Genomic DNA, 4,172 nt, shown 5'->3' with positions numbered 1-4,172 from the left:
CGTCGCCTACCTGACCGGCGATGAGGACACCTACGGCATGCATGTCTTTTCGGGTTATGCCGTTCTGGCCGCCATCGTTCTGCGTGTGGCGGCCGGCGCGCTGGCTCCGGCGGGAAGCCCGCTGCGCCTGCCGCGGCCCTCCGTCACGGCGGTGACGGGATGGCTCGGCCGGCTGTTCGCCGGCGACGCGAAGGCCCGCAGCGAACGCAGCCCGCTGACCGCCTGGATGGCCGCCGCCCTCCTGGCCGGCGTCGGGCTGGCGGCAGCGACCGGCGCCGTCGCCGACTTCTTCGTCACGGCCGAGCATCTGCACAAGGAGATCGGCGAGGCCGCTCTCCCGCTGATCCTGGCGCACATCGCCCTGGTCTTCGCACTGCATGGCCTCAAGCGGTTGCCACCCGGCCTTGCGTTGCGCCTGACGGCGTGGCGCTCAAGCCCGACCAAACGGGTGATTTCATGAAAACGATCCTTCTTCTCGCCGCCACAGTGGCGTTCGGCGCCGGCGTCGCGCTGGCCGCCTCCGGCGATCCTGAACGGGCGCGCATCCTCGACGGCTACGCCGCCCAGGCCAAAGCGCCCGACTTCACCGGTTTCTCGGCGGAGCGTGGACGCGCGCTCTATCTTGGCCCGCATGCCGGCGGCAAGGTGGCCGACACCCCGGCCTGCGCCAGCTGCCACACCCGCGACCCGGCCGGGACCGGCCGCCATTACAAGACCGGGCGCGACATCCTGCCGATGGCGGTGTCCGCCAACCCCAAGCGCTTCACCGATCCCGCCGAGGTGGAAAAGCGGTTCGAGCGCGACTGCGTCAACGTCCTCGGCCGCGCCTGCACCGCGCGGGAAAAGGGCGACTTCATCACTTTCCTCTCGAACCGATAGCGAGCAGCCGATGACCTCCGATCCGAATTTCCGCGCGCTGACCGGTATTGCTGCGTTCGCCATGCTGGCCCTCGCCGCCGGAGCGGCGGTCGCCAGCGAATTCGAGCGGGTGCTTCCCGTCGCCGACGCCGCCACCCGCAAGGAATGCGGCGAGTGCCATATGGCCTTTCAGCCGGGCCTGCTGCCAGCGGCGTCCTGGACCCGCATCATGGACGGCCTTCAGGACCATTTCGGCGAGTCTGCCAGCCTGCCGGCCGACATCGCCGCGGCGATCCGGGGCTACCTGACGCAGAATGCCGGAAGCGGCGACGGACGCCTGATCCGCATCACCGAACAGCGCTGGTGGCTGCGCAAGCACGACTTCGCCCCGTCGATCTGGAGCCGCAGGGAGGTCGGCGCCAAAAGCAACTGCGAGGCCTGCCACCGGACGGCGGCGCAGGGACTGTACGAGGACGATTGAGCCTTATCAGAGCGGCCGCAGCCGTCCCAGCAGCCGCGGATTGTCCCAGGTCGGCTGCCGGTCCTCGATCACCACCCGGTGGGGCAGGGGGACATCGCTCTCCACCGCCACCTCGACCCAGCGCGGGACCAGCTCGTTGTTGAGGTCGTCGAGGATGGCGACGGCCAGCGCCTCCAGACCGTTGGGGAAGCCGCTGAACTCCGCCAGATAGGCGACGACCGACGCCGGGTCGGGCACCAGCAGGTCGGGCACCAGCCGCAGGATCAGCCGAACCCCCGGCTGCGGCGCGCCGCTCAGCTCCATCAGGAAGTCATGACGGGCGTCGGGGGAGGGGCGGGTGGACAGGCGCTCCCGCCTCATGCCGACACCCCCAGCCCGGCCTGGCCGGCGCGGGTCAGCTTCACCCAGCTGCGCGCGCCCGACTGGAAGGACAGGCCGCCGGTGTAGCCGACGGCCCGCACGCTGTCGGCGAAGACCTGGATCAGCTCCACCCGCAGGTCCGGCGGCAGGGCACCGTGGCTGCCCAGGATCAGGTCGAAATGGTTGGGCCGCACCAGAACGTCCAGCTGCATCGGCCCGAAGCGGCTGAGGTCGAGATCCATGAACAAAGCGCTGCCGGGCTTCGAGCGCTCCTTGCCGCCGGTCTCCTCGTCGTCCTTCAGCGGATGGACGTGCAGCTTGATCGGCTTCGGCCCGTTGGCGTCCATCAGCGGGATCGTGTAGCTGCGCCAGTCGCCCGGCAGTGGCTCGGCCGCCTCGCGGCGCAGGCCGTCGAAGTCCTTTTCCAGACGCTCCAGCAGGTCGCGGCGCCCCGCCTTGTCGAGGGCGGAGGCCGCATCGTCGCCCAGCCAGCCCTGGGCGTCGCCGCCGCGCATCGCCGACAGGAAGAAGCCCAGGGCCGCCGTCAGCTTGCGGTTCGGCTGCGGCATGGTCGCCAGCATCGACTTGGCGAGCGCCGGATCGGCCGCCGCCAGCGTCGCCATCAGTTGCCGCATCGCCGGCCAGTCGCGCCCGTCCAGCGGCCCCGGCGGGCCGGGCAGGGCGGGGGCTGCCGCCTGGGTGGCGCGGGCGAGGTCGGTCAGCGCCGCCGTCACCGTCGCTCCCTTCGGCAGGCTTGCCGGGACGTTCAGCGCCAGCATGCCCTGTCTGGTCGCCAGAATCGGTTGTCCCTGCGGCGTGCTGCCGGCCACCGTGCCGCGCAGGACGGGGGTGTCGGGTGGCAGCGCGGCGTCGTCCGGCTCGGGGGCGGGCAGCCCGCCGGCCTGCGGCTGGCCATGCTGGTTCGCCGCCTGCCCGTTGCGGCCGCCGGCCTCGGCATCGCCGGACGGGCGAGGCTGCTGCTGCGGTGGCGGGGTGACGGTCAGGATCTTCAGCGCGACCGTGGCGCCGCGCGGAAGATCGGGCGGCTCGGGATTGCCGGCGGTCTCATCGGGTGGGGTGGAAGCCGGCGAAGCGGGAGCCGAGGGAGTCTCGGCGCCTGGATGGGCCGCGTCGCCGCCCAGTTGGACCGGCGTGCCGAAGGTGGCGCTGCCGCCGCCCATGGTCGGGGCGGGCATCGGCGACCCGGCGGAGGGCGCCGTCGGGGTTCCGCCGGCCGGCGCCTCGGGCTTCGCCGCTCCGGCCGGCGGGTCGGCGGCGGGTGCTCCGGCTGCCGCGGGCGCGCCCGGTGGCGGAGGGGCGGCAGACATCGGCAGTTTGGCGCCGGAACCGCCGGCCAGCACCAGGGCCGGCACGATGGTGCCCGGCATCAGCGGCGGTAGGTTGGCCGGGACCGTGGTTTGGGTCGGGGTGGGCAACAGGACGGCAGGTCCGGCAGCGTTTCCGCCCGTCGGGGCTTGCGGGACGCTGCCAGTGGAGGGCGTTGCCGCGCTTCCCAGCGATTGAAGCAGGATCAGTGCCGTCGGCTTCGCCGTCAGGGCGGTGGTGGGGGAAGAGGTCGGTGCTGTATTGCCCGGCGTGATCTGCACGGTGACCGGCTTGTCGGCCGGCAGATCCGCTGCGCTGTCGAGCAGCAGTTCACCCGCCGCTGTGCGCACGCGGGTCAGCCCCTCCGGCGTCTGGCCGGCGACGGTGCCGGTCAGCACCACGGGGCGGGTCACCTCCGGCAGCCGTTCGGGAAGCTGGACAATCGTCGCCCCAACGGTGACGGCGGCCGTGACGGGAGCGGGCGCGGCGGGGGCTGCCGCGGCGGTGGCGGCGGCCGGCGTGACCGATGGTGGGATTGCCCCGCCCATGCCCGCTTATCCCGCCCGGCTACTTGGCGCTGGCGAGCAGCCGCTGCACGATCGCCTCGACGTCGCGGGCCGCGTCGCTGGCGGGCGAACGGGTCAGCAGCGGGGTCTGGTTGCGGATGGCGTCGCGCACCTTCAGGTCGCGGCGGATGATGCCCGCCAGCGCCGGCTTGTATTTCAGGAAATTCTGGCAGGCCTTCAGGAGCCGGCGCCTGACGGAGTCCCCCTGACATGTTGAAGACGATGCAGCCCGTGCTGGTGGCCCCAGCCTGGGCCGAGACGGCTGCTGCCCGCCTGGTGCGGCTGACCGAGGCGAACCGCGCCGGGGCCGAGCTGCCGGCCGGCTGCACCCGGCTGGGCGAGGTCAACGGCACGCGCCGGCCCTACGAGGTCGACCAGGGCGTGGCGGTGCTGTCGGTCGCCGGCCTGCTGGTGCCCAAGCTGGGATACATCGGCGGCAGCTGGGCCACCGGCTATGACGGGCTGCGCTTTCAGCTGGCGCACGCCTTCGCCGATCCGGACGTCCGCGCCGTCTGCCTCGACATCGACAGCGGCGGTGGCATCGCCCAGGGCTGCTTCGATCTGGTGGACGGATCGTGCCG

The 4,172-nt window shown here is 72.5% G+C and carries 5 protein-coding genes and 2 pseudogenes; 4 read left to right on the top strand and 3 right to left on the bottom strand.

Annotated elements, in window-relative coordinates:
- The 3 genes from I71_RS33590 to I71_RS33580 form a co-directional block, all read left to right on the top strand.
- On the top strand, window positions 1–460 hold a 460-nt coding region (locus I71_RS33590), incomplete at its 5' end, for a hypothetical protein (RefSeq protein ID WP_042704516.1).
- Window positions 457–879 carry a DUF1924 domain-containing protein gene (locus I71_RS33585; RefSeq protein ID WP_042704515.1) on the top strand — a complete coding sequence of 141 codons (423 nt, stop codon included), beginning with the start codon at window positions 457–459 and terminating at the stop codon, window positions 877–879. The genes I71_RS33590 and I71_RS33585, both read left to right, overlap by 4 nt.
- Window positions 880–889: 10 nt before the next feature.
- A complete protein-coding gene (locus tag I71_RS33580) occupies window positions 890–1,339 on the top strand; it encodes a diheme cytochrome c (RefSeq protein ID WP_042704513.1) in 450 nt (149 codons plus the stop codon).
- A 6-nt stretch (window positions 1,340–1,345) separates the two neighbouring features.
- Here I71_RS33580 and I71_RS33575 read toward each other — a convergent pair whose 3' ends face one another.
- The 3 genes and pseudogenes from I71_RS33575 to I71_RS36710 all read right to left on the bottom strand — a co-directional run.
- Window positions 1,346–1,699, bottom strand: coding sequence for a hypothetical protein (locus I71_RS33575; protein ID WP_042704511.1), 354 nt, complete (start codon window positions 1,697–1,699; stop codon window positions 1,346–1,348).
- Entirely contained in the window at window positions 1,696–3,573 is a 1,878-nt protein-coding gene (locus tag I71_RS33570; protein WP_042704509.1) for a hypothetical protein, read from the bottom strand. The genes I71_RS33575 and I71_RS33570 overlap by 4 nt, the downstream gene beginning before the upstream one ends.
- Window positions 3,574–3,592: 19 nt before the next feature.
- Window positions 3,593–3,775: pseudogene (locus I71_RS36710) on the bottom strand (cobyrinic acid a,c-diamide synthase); the annotation flags it as partial.
- A 26-nt stretch (window positions 3,776–3,801) separates the two neighbouring features.
- Between I71_RS36710 and I71_RS33565 the strand changes: the two are divergent.
- Window positions 3,802–4,172: pseudogene (locus I71_RS33565) on the top strand (hypothetical protein); the annotation flags it as partial.

It is taken from the genome of Azospirillum sp. B506, from assembly GCF_000333595.1.
GTDB lineage: Bacteria > Pseudomonadota > Alphaproteobacteria > Azospirillales > Azospirillaceae > Azospirillum.
Note: the sequence above shows the minus strand (reverse complement) of the source record. Positions and strands in the feature narration are given on the sequence as shown.

Bases quoted from the DNA above. Each gene is read 5' to 3' on its own strand.
- I71_RS33585 (WP_042704515.1), top strand. From the start codon at position 457: ATGAAAACGATCCTTCTTCTCGCCGCCACAGTGGCGTTCGGCGCCGGC.
- I71_RS33580 (WP_042704513.1), top strand. From the start codon at position 890: ATGACCTCCGATCCGAATTTCCGCGCGCTGACCGGTATTGCTGCGTTC.
- I71_RS33575 (WP_042704511.1), bottom strand. From the start codon at position 1,699: ATGAGGCGGGAGCGCCTGTCCACCCGCCCCTCCCCCGACGCCCGTCAT.
- I71_RS33570 (WP_042704509.1), bottom strand. From the start codon at position 3,573: ATGGGCGGGGCAATCCCACCATCGGTCACGCCGGCCGCCGCCACCGCC.